Source organism: Fictibacillus sp. NRS-1165 (assembly GCF_050468105.1).
GTDB classification, from domain to species: domain Bacteria; phylum Bacillota; class Bacilli; order Bacillales; family Fictibacillaceae; genus Fictibacillus_C; species Fictibacillus_C terrinigri.
Genome location: NZ_JBDPNU010000064.1, coordinates 1 through 16,449, shown reverse-complemented (window position 1 = coordinate 16,449; position 16,449 = coordinate 1). Strand labels below are relative to the sequence as shown.

General features: G+C 38.0%; 16 protein-coding genes and 2 pseudogenes. 16 read left to right on the top strand and 2 right to left on the bottom strand.

Annotation, left to right across the window (positions count from 1 at the left end):
* The first annotated feature begins 234 nt into the window (after positions 1–234).
* On the top strand, positions 235–738 hold the full coding sequence (locus tag ABHN01_RS22595) for a DinB family protein (protein ID WP_429877401.1): 504 nt from the start codon (positions 235–237) through the stop codon (positions 736–738).
* Between the two features lie 86 nt (positions 739–824).
* Positions 825–1,262, top strand: coding sequence for a YybH family protein (locus tag ABHN01_RS22590; protein ID WP_429877400.1), 438 nt, complete (start codon positions 825–827; stop codon positions 1,260–1,262).
* Positions 1,263–1,481: 219 nt separating this feature from the next.
* Here ABHN01_RS22590 and ABHN01_RS22585 read toward each other — a convergent pair whose 3' ends face one another.
* Entirely contained in the window at positions 1,482–3,521 is a 2,040-nt protein-coding gene (locus tag ABHN01_RS22585; RefSeq protein WP_429877399.1) for a S9 family peptidase, read from the bottom strand.
* A gap of 59 nt (positions 3,522–3,580) precedes the next feature.
* On the opposite strand from ABHN01_RS22585, the pseudogene ABHN01_RS22580 reads away from it, so the two are divergent.
* The 5 genes and pseudogenes from ABHN01_RS22580 to ABHN01_RS22560 all read left to right on the top strand — a co-directional run.
* A pseudogene (locus ABHN01_RS22580) lies at positions 3,581–3,853 on the top strand (MFS transporter); the annotation flags it as partial.
* A 427-nt stretch (positions 3,854–4,280) separates the two neighbouring features.
* Complete coding sequence (locus tag ABHN01_RS22575; RefSeq protein WP_429877398.1) at positions 4,281–5,276, top strand: aldo/keto reductase; 996 nt, start codon at positions 4,281–4,283, stop codon at positions 5,274–5,276.
* 489 nt (positions 5,277–5,765) lie between these two features.
* Positions 5,766–5,978 carry a hypothetical protein gene (locus ABHN01_RS22570; protein WP_429877397.1) on the top strand — a complete coding sequence of 71 codons (213 nt, stop codon included), beginning with the start codon at positions 5,766–5,768 and terminating at the stop codon, positions 5,976–5,978.
* A 237-nt stretch (positions 5,979–6,215) separates the two neighbouring features.
* A pseudogene (locus ABHN01_RS22565) lies at positions 6,216–6,924 on the top strand (IS110 family transposase); the annotation flags it as partial.
* 365 nt (positions 6,925–7,289) lie between these two features.
* The gene (locus ABHN01_RS22560; protein ID WP_248254018.1) at positions 7,290–7,865 is read left to right on the top strand and encodes a dihydrofolate reductase family protein; all 576 of its coding nucleotides are present in this window, start codon (positions 7,290–7,292) and stop codon (positions 7,863–7,865) included.
* 637 nt (positions 7,866–8,502) lie between these two features.
* Here the strand turns inward: ABHN01_RS22560 and ABHN01_RS22555 are convergent.
* A complete protein-coding gene (locus ABHN01_RS22555) occupies positions 8,503–8,772 on the bottom strand; it encodes a WGxxGxxG family protein (protein ID WP_429877396.1) in 270 nt (89 codons plus the stop codon).
* Between the two features lie 213 nt (positions 8,773–8,985).
* Between ABHN01_RS22555 and ABHN01_RS22550 the strand changes: the two genes are divergently transcribed.
* From ABHN01_RS22550 to ABHN01_RS22510, 9 genes are all read left to right on the top strand, one after another.
* Positions 8,986–9,504, top strand: a complete 519-nt coding sequence (locus ABHN01_RS22550; protein WP_429877395.1) for a DUF3231 family protein — start codon at positions 8,986–8,988, stop codon at positions 9,502–9,504.
* A gap of 385 nt (positions 9,505–9,889) precedes the next feature.
* On the top strand, positions 9,890–10,372 hold the full coding sequence (locus tag ABHN01_RS22545; RefSeq protein ID WP_429877394.1) for a DUF2975 domain-containing protein: 483 nt from the start codon (positions 9,890–9,892) through the stop codon (positions 10,370–10,372).
* Positions 10,373–10,383: 11 nt separating this feature from the next.
* Positions 10,384–10,599: a helix-turn-helix domain-containing protein gene (locus ABHN01_RS22540; RefSeq protein ID WP_429877393.1), complete on the top strand. Its 216-nt coding sequence runs from the start codon at positions 10,384–10,386 to the stop codon at positions 10,597–10,599.
* A 47-nt stretch (positions 10,600–10,646) separates the two neighbouring features.
* On the top strand, positions 10,647–11,894 hold the full coding sequence (locus ABHN01_RS22535) for a DUF4153 domain-containing protein (RefSeq protein ID WP_429877392.1): 1,248 nt from the start codon (positions 10,647–10,649) through the stop codon (positions 11,892–11,894).
* 471 nt (positions 11,895–12,365) lie between these two features.
* A complete protein-coding gene (locus tag ABHN01_RS22530; RefSeq protein ID WP_429877391.1) occupies positions 12,366–13,247 on the top strand; it encodes a phosphotransferase family protein in 882 nt (293 codons plus the stop codon).
* 385 nt (positions 13,248–13,632) lie between these two features.
* Entirely contained in the window at positions 13,633–13,707 is a 75-nt protein-coding gene (locus tag ABHN01_RS22525; RefSeq protein WP_429877402.1) for a hypothetical protein, read from the top strand.
* A gap of 196 nt (positions 13,708–13,903) precedes the next feature.
* A complete protein-coding gene (locus ABHN01_RS22520) occupies positions 13,904–14,539 on the top strand; it encodes a chloramphenicol phosphotransferase CPT family protein (protein ID WP_429877390.1) in 636 nt (211 codons plus the stop codon).
* Positions 14,540–14,717: 178 nt separating this feature from the next.
* The gene (locus ABHN01_RS22515) at positions 14,718–15,602 is read left to right on the top strand and encodes an alpha/beta fold hydrolase (protein ID WP_429877389.1); all 885 of its coding nucleotides are present in this window, start codon (positions 14,718–14,720) and stop codon (positions 15,600–15,602) included.
* Between the two features lie 152 nt (positions 15,603–15,754).
* Complete coding sequence (locus ABHN01_RS22510; RefSeq protein ID WP_429877388.1) at positions 15,755–16,273, top strand: NUDIX hydrolase; 519 nt, start codon at positions 15,755–15,757, stop codon at positions 16,271–16,273.
* Positions 16,274–16,449: the final 176 nt, after the last annotated feature.

Below are 16,449 nucleotides of genomic sequence, written 5' to 3'. Positions count from 1 at the left end.
TGGTTAACCTTATAATACGATCGGGCCAGATTGTTGAGTAAGGAAGGACATTAGAAGTTGAATAATCATGTATTTGTAAAGCCAGCAAGCTGAACAAATCTCTAGTAAATGAGCATTTTTATTTAGTTTTTTAAAAACAAAAGGAAAAGTGTTCTTTTTTATTGAAGTAAAGTGGAAGAAGCTTGAAACAATAAACTAATAGTAAGGATTACAGAAGCTAAAGGAGGATATAAAATGAATGATGATAAATGGATGGAAACTTACCAAAAAGATCTGAAAAATTATTCTCTTGAACAGCTAAGGTATACATCTGAGGCAGACGTCTGGTCCCTTGGTCAAATGTACAACCACGTAATCTTAGTTGCTCTTGAGTATCTTGAACAAGTAGAAGCATGTGCTGCACAAAAGGAGGAACAAAAGTTAGGTAAAACGGAGTTCGCCGAGCGAATGTTCCAGGATGGAGGATTTCCTCCTATTAAAATCAAGTTGCCCGACGAGCTTAACGCCCCACCTAACAATCCAGACTGCAAAGAAGACCTTATGCGGGGACTACATCAAATAATGGAGAAAATGAGAGAATTGGAAGGGAAAATTAATGTTATAAACCCAAACTATAAAGTCCAACATGGTGGCTTTGGCTGGTTAAACGCCAAGGAATGGTACGAATTAGTCAGCATGCATTCACGTCATCACCTGCGTCAGAAACATGAAATAGAACAAAAGCTAGGCATAAAGTGAGGCTGGTTGAAGAAGGAAAAATAATGTGGGCATAGATTACAGGAAAAATAAACTTAATTTTATAAAAATAATAAAGGAGAGTATTCATGAGTATAGGTCTTAATACAGTTCAGGATGTTCTGGATAACTACAAATCTGCCATTTATGAGAAAGATGTTGAGAGATATGTATCTACCTTTGCTTCTGACATACATATTTATGATTGTTGGGGAGACTGGGAGTGCATTGGTATTTCTCAATGGGAGGAAATAGTGAAAGAGTGGTTTAATGGTTTAAGTGAGGAAGGTGTTTTGCTCAGGACAGATTTTGCTGATTTGGTAATTGAAGAAAATTCGGACCTTGCTTTCATTCATTGTGCTGTTACCTTTGCTGCTCACAACGAATCTGGGGAGAAACTTCGTCAGATGACAAATAGATTCACATTCGGTTTAAGAAAAGAAAATGAATCTTGGGCGATAAGTCATTCACATTCATCTTTGCCGATAAGTATGGAAACTGGGAAGGGCATTTTTAACTTGAAGTAACAAATTTTCTGGATCTGTCAGATGAAAATAACATAAGTCGATATTCAACAATCGGGCGCTATCCTTGAGTAAGGATAAGCGCTCATCTAGAATGTTTCATAAAATAACTTGAATGAAGTTTCGTCATTTCACTGTACTACGATGTTGTTCCCTTCAACAAGATATTAATATTAAGAAAGGCGTCCGGCGCGGTCTGAACGTCTTCTTTGTTTTATTTCCTTATTCATTTTTTGTACCGGTAGTCAACTTAAGGTGTTTCTGAAACCAGCTTAGAATATGTTCCAGTCGAATCACCCGATGCCAGGGGTTTCCAGAACGTGACAGCTCATGGGTATCATTGAGAAAGCGGATCATGCGCACGTTACGTCCCTGAAACTTCAGGGCAGTATAAAATTGTTCACCCTGTTCAATAGGAACTCGAAAATCGAGGGTGCTTTGAATGATCAAGAGCGGTGTTCGAACATTGGCCACATACTTGATTGGCGAGCGCTTCATGTACTTTTCCGGAAACACCCAAGGTGGCCCCCCATAATCATCGGCCTTTAAAAATCCGATATCTGACGTACCAAAGAGACTATACAGATTGCTGATGCCTCTCATCGAAACGGCCGCTTTGAAACGGTGGGTTTGGGTGACGATCCAGTTAGTCATATAACCACCGTAGCTTCCGCCCGCAACACCAAGACGGTTCGGATCGAGCGTTCCCTTCGATAGAACGTAGTCCATTGCCGCCATCAAGTCCATATAATCATGGTTTCCCCAATCGCCTCGGATGGCTGCGACAAACTCTTGTCCGTAGCCCATGCTCCCACGAGGGTTGGTATAAATCACGGCAAAACCTTGTGAAGCTAGCAACTGGAATTCAAGGAAGAAGACATAGCCATACATAATCATCGGTCCACCGTGGATTTCCAGGATCGTAGGAATTAGACTTCGTGCGGGAATCCTCCCAGGCGGATAAAGAATCCAACCTTCGACCTCCGGACCATTCGCCGAACGCGAGGAAAAATGGATCGGCTCAGAAATGGCAAGCCGACTGAGCCAATCTCGGTTCACTCTTGTGAGCCGACGTTTGTTGGTAATCGTTCCCTTAGAGATGTCAGCAACCCAGATGTCATTTGGCAGCGTAGCTGTAGTAATGGCCATAGCCACCTGACGAGTGTCCAGAGTAAAGCTTACATTGTAGATGACTGAATTCCCAGTGGTCATTTGAATTGCTTGATTATCTGGAATGGAAAAGCGCCAAAGATGAACGGCTCCGGCTTTACTTACACATGTATAAATGTTTTGACCATCAGGAGCCCAAGTTAAGCTAATCGAAGGCTCCTTATGACCGCGGATGTCCCCAATGGATTTATCACCTATGGGATAGGGGAAGCCGTTAGTCAATTCCCATGGCTCTCCCCCGGATGCAGCAACCATCCAAATGCCTGGGTTCGTATAACCGCCGTATCTCCGATCATGTCCAACATAAGCAATCACTTGTCCATCAGGAGACCATGTCGGATGGTTGGCAGGCCCTTGACTTCGAGTTAACCGGTGAGGTTCTCCCCCTGTAGCAGCAATCACCCAAATATCATTGACTAAAGCGAGGTCTAAACGTTCTGGTGTCCTGTTACCGGCTACGGCGATGTATTGTCCATCGGGAGACCATGCTGGGGAAGAGTAGTTGTAGTCGCCAAACGTGAGTTGCTGGAATTTACCGCGATCAGGACCGACGACAGGGATAGTGAAAAGGTGCCAGTGTTTCCCGACTAAATAACCAGTGGTGTCCAACTTATACTCAAGACGATCAATGACGAGCACATCTTCTGAAAACCGTTGTCTTGGTGTTCGTTTTCGACCAATATCATCTTCCGGGCCTTCCGGGCCAACATGAACTACACAAGCGATGGTTCGGCTGTCTGGAGACCATACAGGAATGCTACCGACATACCGAATACTAGTAAGAGCTTCGGCTTCACCACCCGTACTGGACATAATCCAAAGCTGGGAATGTCCTCGCCGGGTAGATACGAAAGCAAGCCACTTGCCGTCCGGGGACCAACGGGGAGCAAAATCAAGTCCGGGACCGGAGGTGAATTGTTGTGGGGCGGTCTCTCCGGAGGTGGAAACGATCCAGATGCGGCTGCTATATTTATTGGTATCCCTGTCCATCTTTGTTTCGACATAGACAATGCTCTTACCATCAGGGGAAATTTGCGGATCACTAACGATTTTTAATTCAAACAGATCCTCAGGATTTAATGGCCTCTTCATTTCCAATCATTCCTTATTTGTTTTGCTATATATTCTATTTAATTTTGTATCCGGATAGACCGGGTGATTCTGTATTCCTTCTGGTCGTTGCTCTTTCTTTACTTGGAATAGGATAGAATTTTGGTCTGATAAGTGGTATAGCTCTAATTGTTGATTCAATAGAACCTTCAACACGTGCCAAAACCCAATGTATTGCGTTAGCAGGAGCTTCTGGTGGTGCCTTGTCGGGGGGTGTTGCTGGTTCAAGTTACGAAACGTTATCAATTGCTGGCGGGATTATGTCCTTAGTAATCATTCCAATCGTGATCTGGTCTCGTGGAAATAAAAAATAAAAAATAAAACCCCCATATGTTTTACGAAATTAGCATTTTCTCGTTGAACTAATGGGGGCGTTGGTACAAGAACAATTAAGTTATTTTTGTACTACGGCCATATTTTAGTTATTCCATTAAAGGACGCTTTCCTGTAACAAGGAACAGCGTTTTTTTAATTTTAGGGCCAGAATGTTGAGGAAAACTTTCGAAAACAATAGGTCTCAGATTGTGAAGGTTTGTGCTTAAACCGGCGTATGCAGGTTAGCTAACAATTAGTATCATAAAATAAAGGAATTTGGATTTTAGTAAAGAAAGAATAAATTTAGAAAAATGCAAGGGTGGAATAGGGCTTTGGAACGAAACTGGTTACAGATTGGTTCACTTGGAATACGGTGGAGGAAATTCACATATATTTTTGATTCACGATGATAGGGGGAATATACCAATGAAAAAGCGAGCAATTGGTCATAACGGTCCACTGGTTTCAGAGATTGGTCTCGGTTGTATGGGGATGTCATGGCTATATGGTAATGCTGATCGAAGCGAAAGCATTGCAACAATTCACGCGGCACTTGAGGAAGGCATTACACTCTTTGATACAGGTGATTTCTATGGCGATGGACACAATGAATTACTTCTACGTGAAGCGTTTCAAGGAATTCAACGAGAAAGAGCGTTCATTTCAGTAAAATTCGATGGCAAGCTACACTCTCATGGCAAGGGTCATCGGGAGAGTGATAACCACCCTCATACAGTAAAGAATTTCCTTGAGGATACCCTACTGCGCCTAGGTGTTGAATACATCGATCTTTATCAACCAGGAACAGCCTGCATCGATCCAAACATACCAATTGAAGAAACGGTTGGTGCAATTGCCGATATGGTAAAGAAGGGATATGTGCGTTACATTGGTCTTTCTGAAGTAGGAGTGGATACAATTCGTCGCGCACACGCTGTACATCCTATTAGTTGGCTGCAAATGGAATACTCACTATTTAATCGGAGCATCGAATCAAATATCTTGCCAATTCTACGGGAATTAGGTATTTCGCTTTCGGCTTATGGTATTCTCTCAAGAGGTTTATTGAGCGGTACATGGTCAAAAGATCGGGTTCTAGATTTGGATGATAAACGTAGTAATGGTCCGCGGTTTGCCAACGAAAATATTGAAAAGAATTTAGCCCTTGTTGAGGCATTGCGTGAAATTGCTGAAAAAAAGCAAGTAACCGTTGCGCAGTTTGCTATCGCATGGGTTCTATCTCGTGGTGAAGATGTTATCCCATTGGTTGGGGCAAGAAAGCAATCACAACTACAGGATTCACTAGGTGCAGTTGACCTGAACTTAAGTTCAAACGATCTTTTACGAATTGAAGAAGCAGTACCTCCAGAGCTTGTCGCCGGCGAATACTACCCTGTACCACGGCAAAAATGGTTCTTTTAACAAATTATTATTGATATAAAGGTTGCTAAATTAAAGAATGAACTTCTGGTTGAACTGATTGCGTTAGTAAAATAACTTAGAAGCCATTTTTGCAGAACTTCTACATTATCAATCTTCCACAATCGGGCGCTTTTATTTAGTAAGAAGGCGGCTTTTTCTTATGGAACTAAAGAAGCAGGATTGTTGAATAAATTGAATTATTAGGGGAGTAGTAAAAGGAGGGAATTACATGTCACTAATGAGTGGATGGTGAATTGTTTACAAATGTAGACAATGCAACTGCAAATTTGCTATCGCAAATGAAGCAGACAAAGATGGTGATGGTATATCATTTTGTCCTAACTGTGATGTTATAGATGCGGAATTTTTGGGTGAACAACTAATTGATTAATGAACAGTACGACCAGACTAAACAATATAAAAAGAGAAAATTTTGAAACAACACTTCTTCAGCAATCGGGTGCATTTCATCAAATAGGAGATCTTATAATGAATAAAATTCAAAAGCATCTTTATAGTTTTGTAATAGGGATAGGATTTATGTCTTTAAGTTTTTTTAGTGAAAAAGTTACTGGGAGTTTCAAAGAATTAATTGACTTTGTGAACAGTTTTCTTTTCTATATTGGATATGGAATGGCAGTAACGTTTGGGATATTAGCAATGATGAAGTTATACGAAGACCCTGGAGAGAATAAGCAATAATAATAAATGACTGCTATAGAGGTTCAACAAAATAGATAAGTTGGAAAACTTTGATCTAACAAACCCTTAATCTTATTCAACAAACGGGTGCGTGGGAGTTAGATCTCGTCAACTAAACTGTTCGAACCCTACTTGTAGAATGATGTTTGAGGCTGGTTGGGACATATGATCTCGTATAACAAGCGAAGCTATGGAACTACAGGAAGGTTAGGGGTTACTGGCGAGTACAACAAAGGGAATCAGATATTTCCTGAATACAGGGGAGTCTTCCGGGACTTATTTTCGAAAGTTTCTCTCAAAATCTTAAAGGAATTTCCAACATCCGAAGATGTACTGATGGCAGGGGAAGCAAAGATTATGGCACGAATTGAGGAAAGGCGTATTAAACGATCCCCAAGTTGGATGAGGGAGAAGGCAGCCAAATTAATGACTTCGGCTAAACGGAATCCTTTCCAACAAGGTGTTTATGAAAGCCAGTTATTCAGTTTGGATATGTACATCACTATGCTCCTTCAATACCAAGAACACCTATCAGCTTAAATGGCAGATAGATGTCCTGGCAGAAGAAATTGAAGAATGTAAGATAATCCAATCAATTCCCGGTATAGGAGAAAAAATCGCGGCCACGATTATTTCTGAAATCGGGGAAATTGACCGGTTTTATCATCCAAAAAAACTTGTAGCTTACGCTGGAATAGATCCGAGTGTCCATTCATCAGGTAAGTTGACAGCTACGATAAATCATATTACTAAACGAGGTTCAAGCCGGTTACGACACGCTTTGTATATGGCCGTATTATGTGGAATAAGAGGCTCTCGAAACAAGAAGCTAAAAGAATATTATGATCGAAAACGAAATGAAGGAAAACCCTCAAAAGTAGCGATGATAGCTTGTGTAAATAAACTCCTACACTGGATTTTTGCAATACTAAAACGAAATGAGTAGTTCCTAGATTTGGCTTAATCCACAAAAAAATAAAGTATATGAAAAACCTTCCAACAGTATTTGGAGGGTTATTTGGCCTGTCGTTAAAAAGTATACCACGAGAGATAATTCTTTTTAATAAAAAACTATTGACTCCTATTAGCTGGTTTAGCTGAAGATTGGAGCTGTCTATAAGGCAGCTTTTTCTTATGGAACTAAAGGGCAGTTTTGCAGAATGAAATGGAAGGATTTTTTTGTGGAATAGTAGAATATTTCATTTAGGATAACGGGCAGTTTAGATTAGCAATCCATAAGAAACAACCGTATGCTGAAATGTCCTAAAATGGATAATGTAAATATCCCTCATGAACAAAGGAGAACTGAAAATGAGAAAGCTCGTTCTATTTCTGCACGCATCGCTTGACGGTTTTGTAGAAGGGCCGAACGGTGAAATGGACATTGGCTGGGTTTCCTACGATGCTGAATTGGAGAAACACGCGAAAGAAATTCTGAGTACTGCCGACACTGTTATTTGGGGACGTGGGACTTATCAGATGATGCACAATTACTGGCCATCTGTGCCTTCGAACCCATCAGCTTCGCAGCATGAACGGGATCATGCCGAGTGGATCGAAAAGACATCCAAAATCGTTTTTTCCACGACGCTGGAGAAAGTCGAATGGAACAATTCCAGACTGGTGAAAGAAGATGTCGAGAAAGAGATCAAGAACCTCAAAGAGCAGCCAGGCAAGGATATGGTCATCCTCGGAAGTCCTAGGTTCGCACACTACCTTATGCAGCTTGATTTAATAGATGAGTATAAAATTACGGTTTCACCCGTCCTGATTGGCAGCGGGTTGCCGTTATTCCAAGGTCTCAAGGAGAAGATCAATCTTAAACTTATCGAAAACAAGACATTTGATTCTGGAGCCATTGGTCTCGTCTACCAGACGGTTAGATAACCTTGTCTCCTAAAGTAGATTACGCTAACGGGGGCTTATGTTAAAAATGGGATGGCTGCGGTTATCCCTTTTTTTGATTGTGCTAACGGGGCAGGATTGTTGAATAAGGAATAGACTTGTTATTTAAACAATCGGTTAGACAAGGAGGATAATTTATGGGAACAGTTTATTTATCAATACTTCCAAACCACGAAGAATTTATAAGGAAACAACAATTTTTTTTGTTCTTAAGACAGAATTATAGTCGGGGTCTCTACCGTGTTAATCTTAAGACAGAATTATAGTCAATTCACTTCATATTTTTTAACCATTATTGGTCTTATTATTGGCGTTTTCATTTTTCTTTATCAGAGGTTTTACGAACTAGAATATAATGATTTAGTTCAACGACGGGTGCGTTAATCTGGAAGGTTAGCCGCCCTTTTCTGTTGAATTCCTTATATAACTATCGATGCAGTTTAGTTGAATAAGCAATGGCTCGAGGATCCTGTTTGGAGTTGTTAATTCCTATTTCCCGCAATAGGGGTAAAATTTCAAATGCAATCTAAAGGTCATATATAAAAGGTGACCTTTTTTATGTTATGCCTAGATTTTTACAAATAAAAAGCTACAAGGGAATTCTTGTAGCCGACTTTACTTATTTGTGTGCCTCTTCTCGATCTCTGCGTCTTAGTCCTAAAAGGCCAACTAATCCAAGTAGCCCAATCCATTCCCAGTTTGTATCATTATCGTTGTTATCGTTATCAGTAGAGACACTTCGAGTAGCTGGAGTGCGATCGTTGTAATTATTGTTTGTGATTCTGTCTCCGCGATCCATCATGTCCGTCCCACGTTCAGCAAATGCTGGCATGGAAAATGTAAAAATGGAAATTGAAATTGCACATACCAAAGCAGTTATCTTATTCATCAAATCATCCTCCCTCCTTTCAAACATCTATAATTTTTCCTAAAAGGTAAGATTTATTCCTAAAGCAAGGACAAATTTTTACCTTTTGTATTAATAACATTTTCACGGATTTCTTTTAGCGTTTTGGACATTCTATACATCGTGGCCGAATTACCAAGAGAGAGGTGGTCCACATTGAATAAATCGAATTTATTACAAATGGGGAGGATGATTATGGGAATCTTAAGCGGAAATCCACAGAATGAGCCAATGCATTATGGGGAAATCTTCGGCATGTGGAGTTACCTTGCCGGAAATAAGGGTTATGTTGCGGGATATGAAACGTTAATCAATCATACTGGAGACGGGGACTTAAAAAAATTCCTGGAAGACTCTGTTCAAGCCATGAAACAAGAAATCGAACAGGTCGAAAAGGCTCTAAAAGCCAATGGAATTGGTTTACCGCCAGCACCTCCTGAACGTCCAACAGCTTCTTTAGAAAGCATTCCTGCAGGAGCCCGTTTTAGCGATCCAGAAATTGCAGCGTCAGATGCAAAAGATGGAGCAGCAGGTTTAGTCGCTTGCAGCCAAATTATGGGGCAGTCTATCAGGGAAGATATCGGAGCCATGTTTGGGCAGTTCCACATGAATAAAGCACAGTTTGGCGTTCGCCTCTTGAGGATGATGAAAGAAAAAGGATGGTTGGTTCCTCCTCCCCTTCACATGGAAATACCTGAGGCTATTCACGCATAACGATCAAAAGAGAGATGCCAGTCCGATTTTATAAATGACTCTGGCATCTCTTTCTTAATATTATTATTTAAGTAGGGGCACATAGGAATTAATTGATAAATGCGAGATTGTGAAGGAATGTACTAAACTATCGGGTGCTTTACTTCATTACCAGGAGCTGATCAGCAGCTCTTTTTTTATGCAACTAAAGGGCAGGTTAGCTGTACAAGTTATAAATTTAATGGTTTAAAGTTATAGAGCATTGCTTTGAATGAGGAATGCTTTTTATTTTTGCTTAAAACAAAAATATACAATAAAAATGTTATCCAATTTAATAAAAATTTATTGTAAAACGATAAAATATATATTAAAATCAAAATCAGAATAAATAAGTGAGGTGCTTTTTATGGAAAAAGTAACAACGTTGTTTTTAAAAATAGCTGTTATTCTTTTAGGAGTGCCAGTTCTTGCTCTGTGCATCTTTTTGGTGCCTGAGATGGCGAATCTTGCAGCAAAATTGCTTCCAGAGTTTGCTTTTATAAAATATCTCGTTTTCATCGCTTTTGATGCATCGGCGATACCTTTTTACTTTGCTTTGTATCAGGCTTTCAAACTCTTACACTATATTGACAAAAATAAAGCTTTCTCCGATTTATCTGTAAAAGCTTTAAAGAAAATCAAATACTGTGCCATCACAATCAGTATTTTGCATGTGCTAGTTTGGCCGCTCTTCTATATCTTTGCGGAAGTAGACGACGCACCAGGAGTTTTCTTTGTCGGATTGGTTGTTCCTTTTGCTTCGATGGTTATCGCAGTCTTTGCGGCTGTTCTCCAAAAACTTTTACAAGAAGCAATTAATATCAAATCAGAAAATGATTTAACGGTCTGAGGTGAATAACAATGGCAATTATAATCAATATTGATGTGATGTTAGCAAAAAGGAAAATGAGCGTAACAGAACTTTCGGATAAGGTTGGAATAACAATGGCGAACCTTTCTATATTGAAAAATGGAAAGGCAAAAGCGATTCGATTATCCACTTTAGAGGCAATTTGTAAGGCTTTAGAATGTCAGCCTGGAGATATTTTAGAATACAAAAGTGACGAAGACAGTTAAACATTGTGGAGGAAACTTAATATAACAATTATTAGGGGAGTATAACTATGGACATTAACAATTTGATTATTGAAAATATTGCTAACCCTCATGAGCTGGAGAGAATGTATAGAAAAGACCCGAAAGCTTTTAAAAAGTCATTCTCACACGCATGGAAACAAAATCCTGATTCTCAGGTTCTTGGTGTTTGGTATGAAAGATTGCATTTCAAGGAGACGGAAAATACAGAAAAATCTTCCTTGCTTCAAAAAGGTTTCTTATTCATGGGCATTTTAGCCATTCTGGCTGGGATAAGCACCAGGATCATTTTCCATTTTGTCGAACAGGAAGCAATTGCTCCAATTAACCTGGCTTTTGGTATAATTCCCTTTATTGCTGCCTATTTTGTTTACAATAATACTCCGAAAAAAAGTGTTATTTATTCCCTTGCAGCGTTGTTCCTAATTTCCGGGTTTTATCTTAATATGCTGCCATTAAATTATAAAGACAGTATTATCCTTGCTTATTTACACCTTCCCATATTCTTATGGGTATTGGTAGGGCTTGCATTTACAGGAAATGAATATTCAAAAGGCAGTACAAGATTAGCCTATATTAAATTTAATTTGGAATATTGTATTCTCTACGCCAGCATGGCAGTTAGCGGAATGGTACTAGCAGCATTAACCATGCAGTTATTTAGCTTTGTTGGCTTGGATATAGAAGACTTCTATTTTAGTAATGTCGTTTTATTTGGTGCTGCCGCTCTCGCTATTGTGGCTGCATACCTGGTATCAATGAATCTTAAACTTGCTAAGAATATTACACCATATATAGCTAAAATTTTTAGTCCTCTTGTCCTGGTCACATTGTTGGTCTATCTTATAACGGTTATATGGGTCGGAAAAAATCCATTCTTGGACCGCAATTTCCTGATAGCCTTCAACGGAATACTCCTTGGTGTATTGGCCGTTACCATATTTTCCATTATCGAGAGCGACTCAGACGAGAAAAAGAACATTTCAGATTATATAAATTTTGCCTTAATTGTTCTTGCGCTTATCATTGACAGTGTGGCTTTGTCAGCCATCGTGTTCAGACTTTCTTCTTATGGGATTACGCCTAATAGACTTGCTGTTTTAGGAGTAAACATACTTATCTGGGTAAATCTAGTTTGGATTATGCTCTCCTATATGCGTTTTCTACTAAACAAATCCGGACCTTCAACTATTCAAGATGCCGTTACTAAGTATTTGCCGGTCTACGGACTTTGGGCAGCTTTCGTTACATTTACTTTTCCTATAATTTTTAATTAGAAAGGCTCTGTTAATGTAACGAAAAGCTAATCTTCTATAACGTATTAAATCCTTAGAGCCGATATTATGCAGCTTTTTATACAGAGTTGCATAGTTTTGGCTTATTTTCATTACTAAAGTTAAAAAGAGGGTATTCAAACTAGAAGACATAATATATTGTTGCAACTGGATTCTTTAAAATATGCCCAGTTTCATGTGCCCAACGAAATAGGACTTTATTAAACGTATTTGACAAGCTAAACTTGCAGGTTTTAAGTTTGAGTTTGATTTAGATTAAATGTGAAAAGATGTACTTACACTAAATATGTTAAAAATGGGATGGCTACGGTGATCCCGTTTTTTATTGTGCTAACGGGCAGGTTTGTTTAAGAACGATGAAGGATATATGTGGTCACAGTAAAAATATTTATTAGGTCATAAAAAGATTTTAATGATTTAATAAGCAGTCGTCTTTTACTACGAGGAGGAGTTATGACAAGCTTTCCAGTTTCCATTCAAAATTTTCTGTATGACAAAGACGTGGACTTACATACTATAGATAGCTTATATGGAGTCAATTCTGGACGTGGAGTATTTGCATTTCGGGTTTATTCTAAAAAGAATTCATTTATAGTAAAAAAATGTATCCAAAAGAGAGAGTTTGATGTCTACACTAAGCACTCAGCATTTTTTAAAGAACATAACATTAATATTCCAGATATTTTCGTCTCTTACACGGAGAATGGAGATCATTGGATTGTTATAGAAGATATCCCAAACAAGTTCCCCGAAAGTCGTTGGAAAGCTGATTTTGAGCAAATACGGTTTCTTTATCAATTACATTCGAAAAGTCTTGATAAAAGCATTGATTTAGATGATCCTTTTGTTTATATGTATAAAGAAGAAACAATTCAAAAAGCTAATAAGATACTGCCTTTAGAACTTTCCATAAGACTAAATGCTCTTCAAACACAATTCCAACAATTATTTGAGCCTTTTTGTATAATATCTGGAGATCCTAACCCAACAAATTGGGGCATAAAAGTTAATGGGGATTTGGTGTTATTTGACTTTGAGCGAATTGGCTTTGGAAATCCCGCAATTGATTTAGCTATCACTATTCCAGGTGTCGGGTCAAAGGATGGTTCTTTAGAAAAAGAAATTGCAGTATCATACATTACTCTTTGGCAAGAGAATGGACTAAAATATCCTTTCTCAGTTAATGAATTAATCGTACAAATCCATAGAGCTAAACTGTGGATTACTTTAGATTTTTTAACTAATAATTATGAAACATTAAGCAAACGAAGTTTAGATTACTTTGTAGCAGGAGTAATAGAAAAAATGAAACGTTTTATTGATATAATAGGATGATTTCCAATAGAGTTTGTGAAAAAATGTAAATTAACGGGTGCTTTAAATGAATAGCAAATACAGCAACCAATGAAAAGATTGAAAATGAACTGGATCATGTAAGGAGTAATGCTACTGATAATGATGAAACCGACTCTTCATATGATGAAAAGAGTAAGAATGAGGTATTACTTCAAGAAAATAAATCACTAAGCGAAACCAATGAACAGTTAGAGGCCGGGGCAGTTTACTTGAAGAAGGAAATTTGATTCCAACTGTCAAATTGATAATTTCAGATAATCATAAGAGGTGCTTAATGGATATTTTGTATGATGATAAATATCATCTGCATTTAGGTTAATACGAGGATAACTTTGATTATGAGGCGATAGCTTTTAAAAGACAATTGGAGGATGTATGGGATATATTCTTTGATTTTAAAGGATATGGGATTAAAAATATTACATCCAAATATGAATAGATGCATTTGGAACAAGGATATTTTTCTATCGACAAATAGAGATTGATTATAATTTGGGGATACAACGGTTTAAACAATGGCTATCATCAAATAAAATGATTTAAATTATAATGATCGCTTTGGCGGTCATTTTCTTATTCGACTACCGTAGCAGGTTAGCAAATAAATTACATCTATGGTAAGAGGAGGAAACAGAGTGCTAAATACAAATCCATTAGGTAAGATCGTGATTCTGAACGGAACTCCTCGGTCAGGAAAATCAAGTATAGCAACTATTGTCCAAAATACGTTTGATGGAGTTTGGATAAATTTAGGTGTTGATAATTTTATTCGAATGACACCTCAACGCTACCAACCTGGAATTGGATTAAGACCTGGAGGCGAACGCCCTGATTTAGAGCCATTAATCGTTACCTTGTATCAGGCTATGTACGAATCTATTGCAGCACACAGTCGATTAGGTTTGAACGTTGTTGTTGATGTTGGGCATCACGATAACTATTCAACTAGGAGGGGGATTCTTTATAAGTGTGTTAGTATTTTGAAGGGTTTTTCCGTGTTATTTGTGGGTATCCGATGCCCCCTAAATGTTGTAATGGAGCGACGAATTGCGACTTGGAATAATAGCTACGCTGAAGATGGGTCTGTACCAAAACCCATTATGATGTGGCAGAAGTCCGTTCATTTTCCAGGTATCTATGATCTGGAGATAGATACATCGGTTCTCAGTCCTGAAGAATGTGCAAATTTGATTCGAAAAAGATTAGAAGAGAATCCCATAAATACAGCTTTTAAGCGTCTTGCAGATATGATAAACGAAGAGACAAACTGAATTCGTTATTAAACTAACAGGTGCTTATGTTAAAAATGGGATGGCTGCGGTGATCCGTTTTTTTATTGTGCTAACGAGGCAGTATAGTTGGAGAAGGAATATGGAAATGGAAACCGAATTTAATTAATTACCATAACTGAAAACAATATTTAGGTGAAATGAGTGAAACAGTTTAATAATGGAGTTAATTAACGGTGAATACACCATTTTACTAAATGGTATTAATCATTGGATGAAAATTGATGGAAGTCAAAATAAAACAATACCATTAATTATAATTCACAGAGGTCCTGGAGGGAATCATTACACGTTTGAAAGAACAGTGGGACCACTACTTGCTAAAAAGAGAACGATTGTTTATTACGAACAACGCGGATGTGGTAGAAGTGATAAACCACAATGCGATGACGACTATACAATGGAATCACTAATTAGGGATTTCATTGAACTGAAAAAGTCGTTAGGAGTAGACCGAGTTGATTTATTAGGCTATTCCTTTGGAGGAGAACTGGCACTTGAGTTTTCCGTTGCTTTTCCTGAAATAATAAACAATATTATTCTTTCTGGTCCAAGTCTGATGGACTCCGAAATTCAAAAAATGGTACAGATAACTGGTTTTATGTCAGTGGCAAATAAAGACCTCTACAATAAGATTTTATTGCTTCAAAAAGAATCTACTTCAATTGCCGATGTTTATGAAAAACTGTGGGAACTTGTTGACACCGAAACAGTTGATTTGTTGTTATTTGAAAACCAGGAAATTGCAAAAATAAATAGAAGTTTATGGGAAGAAAGTAATTTAATTAACACAGGACTTATGATGAACGTCCTTGAAAATACCCCTTGTAAATTTCCATTACAATACCGTCTTAAAGACTTAAAACAACCTACTTTAATAATTACAGGCGTTTTCGACCGTAATACTGGAGTTAATATCTCTAAAATAATTCATAGGGAATTAACCAACAGCACATTAGAATTATTCGATAATAGTGCCCATTTCCCTGATTTAGAAGAAACAGAAAAATTTATTAACGTAGTTTTAGAGTTTTTGAAGTCGTAATGCTTTCATTATTAGGCTAACGGGGTGTGCTAGCTGAAGATCGGAGCTGTGTTTAAGGCGGCTTTTTCTTATGGAACTAAAGGGCAGTTTAGTTTAACAAGGAGTACCGTCAGTTTTATCTTGTTACAAAAATATATACAAGGAGTTTAGCAATGGAAAAGTGGGATTTATATGATAAGCATCGTAATAAATTAGAGAAACAAATAACTCGTGGAGATGAAATGACATCAGACGAGTTTCATTTAGTAGTACACGTATGTATATTTAATTCAAAAGGAGAGATGCTCATTCAACAGCGTCAGCCCTTTAAACAAGGATGGTCGAACCTTTGGGATATCACTTGTGGTGGTAGTGCTGTTGCAGGCGACACAAGTCAGCAGGCTGCTTCAAGAGAGTTATTCGAGGAGTTGGGGATTCATTATAACTTTGAAAAGATACGTCCACAATTTACTATTAACTTTGAACGTGGCTTTGATGATTTTTATTTAATTGATTATGACTTTGATTTGAATGAATTGAATTTACAGACAGAAGAGGTCCAAGCAGCCAAATGGGCTTCTAAAGAGGAAATCTTAAGGCTAATCGAACTAAAAAAATTTATACCTTATTATGAGAGTATCATTTCGTTTCTTTTTGAGGGTCGACATCATTATGGCTCTATTCGTCTTTAAAATAGTGTAATTTTGCATTGATAACGCATTTAAGGCAATTAAGGTTTATAAAGGCCAAAAAAGATTGTGAAGTATTGTACTTAAAGTAATGGGTGCGTTCGTATTATGGAGTTAACCAGTTTTTACTGGTTGCTCTTTTATAGGACCTATTATTTTAGTAGCCAGGGTAGAACGTA